The following is a 2,725-nucleotide window of genomic DNA, read 5'->3' as shown; positions in this document are numbered from 1 at the left end:
AGTTCTCAAACGATATAAAATACTTTCTACTCGATATCGAAATCATTTACAAAAGTTAAATACAAGATTTTTTATATTAGCATCAATATATAATTATCAGTTAAAAAATGACTTTTGAAACAAGTCTATTATATGAGACACTACTAGCAGAAAATTGTTGGCTTTGCCAATTATACTCACTAGTAGCTGTAAAACTGCTTCCTGAAGATGTTAAACTAAAAGTAGAAAAATTGAAATCTGCTCTTGGAAGTGGTCCATCTATTACCGTAACTGTTCCGTTTTTTCCAAGTGTTTGAATCATATTTTCTATTTCTGCTTTAGTTATTATTTTTACTATAACAGTAAGGTCTATATCTACATTTTTAGATGCTTCGCCATTTTTAAACTCAAGAGTTACAGTATATACTGCTCTTTTAGTTTTTTGAGATGATTTAAATTTATTAATACCTGAACTTGTTAATGATACTGATACCTCTTCGTTATTTAAAATATTTGATGGTACTGATAAATCACTTGCAGATAAATTAACATCTGTAATAGTACCTGTTCCTTTTATAGTTATATTTGCAATTGTTACACTGCAGTTGGCATCTGAAGGAGTTATACTGAACTTATATTTTGCTTGCTTTTTTACTTGAGAGTAAGATGCATCAGTATCAACTTGTATAATACCATGATCATTTCCAAGAGAATAACTACCTTCATATACATAGAAGGAGGAATTATTGCCGCCGCCATCTCCAGGATCATAAGGGCTGTCAGCTTCATCTCCGCAGCTTACTGCAAAAATTAATGCTGTTAAACTTAAAAGAATTTTCAATAATTGTTTTTTCATTTTTGTTGCTCCTTGAATATTTTTTTATTTATAACAATTAAAGATTTACTAACCTTTAATAAATTATCAAATGTTAAAATATGTTTATCTATATTAAATATATTTACTCTTTATTCAATCTTATTAGTCAATAAACTTACAACCTAAGTATGGTTAGGTACTATTTTTATTCTCACTTATGATGCTGTAGAACTGTTTAGAGAATTTTTTTCTGTCAAAAGAATTATTGTCATAAGAATTGTATAAACTCAAAAGTATTAAAGATAATAATAACACGCTTAATTCATCAGGATTTAAATCGCTGTTTTTATAATCATTTAATATAGTGTTTAAATACTTATCATTAAAAGTTTCTTTAAAATCATCATCATTAATGTTAAATATATTTTTTACTTCATTGCATATAGAACTTACTAATTCATCTTCTATATGTTTTATATTTTTTACAATGCATTTCATCTTCATAAGCAGCTCTTTATTTTTTATTAATTTTGATAAAAAAAGTATTTCAAAAGATTTATTTTCAAAAACAACCTTTTCTATCTCTCTTATTTCAAGCCCATAAGATTTTAATTTTACTATCTCTCTTACAATATCAAGATGCTCCATTATGTAGTATCTGCTTTCTGTTCTAATCATTCCCCTTTCAACTCTGTATGCAGGAAGAAGCTCTTTATTATCCCATTCCCTAAGCAGATTAATACTCATATTTTTTATATTGTTTTCTTCCAAAAGATTTAAAAATTCTCCTATAGACATTAATCCCTTTTTGCTTCTCAAAATAAACGAATATTTTGGCAAAGCATATTTTCTATTCTTTATAAAATAATACACATCAAAAGCATTTATATTTCTCTTAGCATTTTTATCTATATTGTTGTTTTCATCTCTTCTTGCCATTTTACAGTTACCTTATTTATTAAAAAGTTATAATCATAGAACCATTAGCTGTTTTTTTATTTAATTTATATTGATAACCTAAATATCTATGTTTTTCAGCTTGTCTTAAAATAACATATTTCAAAACAGGTTTTTTATTTTCACTATGAAGCCCTCTTCCAAATACCACCTCCATATTAATGCTTAAACTATCTCCAAATAATATTTTTAATATGCATAATACCTTTAATAAATTTGTGAAATAGTTTCTTGCTTCTTTTGCTCTTTTTCTGTGTAAATCAATAAATAAGTTCATTATATAATCTCCTTATTATAAACATTAATTTTTCTTTTCACATAACCATCATTACATATAAACTTTTTACATAATAATTTCTAAACTTTAAGACGCCCCAAACTAGTAAATAATTTGAGGCAGACTAGAGAAATAAATTTTACTTAATTATTTCTTCTGATTAGGGTTCATCTGTTTACCTCTGTTGCCTTGGTTTTTGTCATAGGTAATATTTGTTCCAGATGTACCTTTGTTAGCATTTGAAATGTCAGCATTATGATTTGATTTTTTACTCATATTGCTCCTCCTTAAAAATATAATTTTTAGTTAGGCTAAATATTTTTATCTAACCATAGTTATATATTAGGACTTTTATACTAATTTGTCATTTGACATATTTGTATGGATGTCAATCGAGAATTTTTTTTGATTTTTTTTAATTTTTTTTAATATTTTTTTATAGGAATTTCTACTTGTTTATATATATATTATAGAAATTATTGATTTTTTTTATTATGTCTTCTGTATTATCATAGCTTAATTTGTATTCTTTTTCTAAAAATGAGTAGAATAATTTATTTAAAAGATTAGACTTGTTTCAAAAGTCATTTTTTAACTGATAATTATATATTGATGCTAATATAAAAAATCTTGTATTTAACTTTTGTAAATGATTTCGATATCGAGTAGAAAGTATTTTATATCGTTTGAGAACT

4 protein-coding genes are annotated in these 2,725 nt (G+C 25.1%); all 4 read right to left on the bottom strand.

All coding sequences use genetic code 11. The annotated features are described in order from the left end of the window. Positions 1-100: 100 nt before the first annotated feature. The 4 genes from EPJ72_RS12775 to EPJ72_RS13675 all read right to left on the bottom strand — a co-directional run bounded on the left by EPJ72_RS12775 (position 101) and on the right by EPJ72_RS13675 (position 2,306). Complete coding sequence (locus tag EPJ72_RS12775; RefSeq protein ID WP_147732493.1) at positions 101-835, bottom strand: hypothetical protein; 735 nt, start codon at positions 833-835, stop codon at positions 101-103. A 153-nt stretch (positions 836-988) separates the two neighbouring features. Then, positions 989-1,735, bottom strand: coding sequence for a MerR family transcriptional regulator (locus EPJ72_RS12770; RefSeq protein WP_147732492.1), 747 nt, complete (start codon positions 1,733-1,735; stop codon positions 989-991). Positions 1,736-1,754: 19 nt separating this feature from the next. Next, the gene (locus EPJ72_RS12765) at positions 1,755-2,030 is read right to left on the bottom strand and encodes a Smr/MutS family protein (protein ID WP_147732491.1); all 276 of its coding nucleotides are present in this window, start codon (positions 2,028-2,030) and stop codon (positions 1,755-1,757) included. 147 nt (positions 2,031-2,177) lie between these two features. Further along, positions 2,178-2,306, bottom strand: coding sequence for a hypothetical protein (locus tag EPJ72_RS13675; RefSeq protein ID WP_255447291.1), 129 nt, complete (start codon positions 2,304-2,306; stop codon positions 2,178-2,180). Positions 2,307-2,725: the final 419 nt, after the last annotated feature.

It is taken from the genome of Brachyspira pilosicoli (assembly GCF_008016535.1).
GTDB lineage: Bacteria > Spirochaetota > Brachyspiria > Brachyspirales > Brachyspiraceae > Brachyspira > Brachyspira pilosicoli_A.
This window is presented reverse-complemented; position numbering and strand designations above follow the sequence as displayed.

What these genes read in the sequence shown, in the direction of transcription:
- EPJ72_RS13675 (WP_255447291.1), bottom strand. Translation starts at nt 2,306, where the DNA reads ATGAGTAAAAAATCAAATCATAATGCTGACATTTCAAATGCTAACAAA.
- EPJ72_RS12765 (WP_147732491.1), bottom strand. Translation starts at nt 2,030, where the DNA reads ATGAACTTATTTATTGATTTACACAGAAAAAGAGCAAAAGAAGCAAGA.
- EPJ72_RS12770 (WP_147732492.1), bottom strand. Translation starts at nt 1,735, where the DNA reads ATGGCAAGAAGAGATGAAAACAACAATATAGATAAAAATGCTAAGAGA.
- EPJ72_RS12775 (WP_147732493.1), bottom strand. Translation starts at nt 835, where the DNA reads ATGAAAAAACAATTATTGAAAATTCTTTTAAGTTTAACAGCATTAATT.